The following is a 350-nucleotide window of genomic DNA, read 5'->3' on the forward strand; positions in this document are numbered from 1 at the left end:
CACGCGGCCATCCACGCCGGCACCGCGCCAGACCGGCGCGCGCCGCAGCGCGCCGGCGCGTGCCGGCATCGCCGTGTGGGGCTGGCTGCTGGGCGGTGCCCTGCTGTTCGCGGTGCTCTGGCAACGCCACGGTCCGCTGTCGCCACTGCATTGGCCCGGACCGCCGTTCCTGCTGCTGTTCCTGGCCGGCATCGGCCTGGCCTGGAGCCTGGGCGCGCGCTTGCGCCTGGCCGTGCGCGGACTGCGTCGCGCCGCGCTCGACACGCCGCTCGACGCCACCGAACTGGCCTATCTGGCCGGCGGCAGCGAACGCGTCGCCGACCAGCAGCTGGCCCTGCTGCTGGCGGCCG

1 pseudogene is annotated in these 350 nt (G+C 76.9%); it reads left to right on the plus strand.

Annotated features, from left to right (window positions below):
- Positions 1-350: pseudogene (locus tag D180_RS22275) on the plus strand (TIGR04222 domain-containing membrane protein); the annotation flags it as partial.

The organism is Xanthomonas sp. SHU 166, assembly GCF_000364685.1.
GTDB classification, from domain to species: domain Bacteria; phylum Pseudomonadota; class Gammaproteobacteria; order Xanthomonadales; family Xanthomonadaceae; genus Xanthomonas_A; species Xanthomonas_A sontii.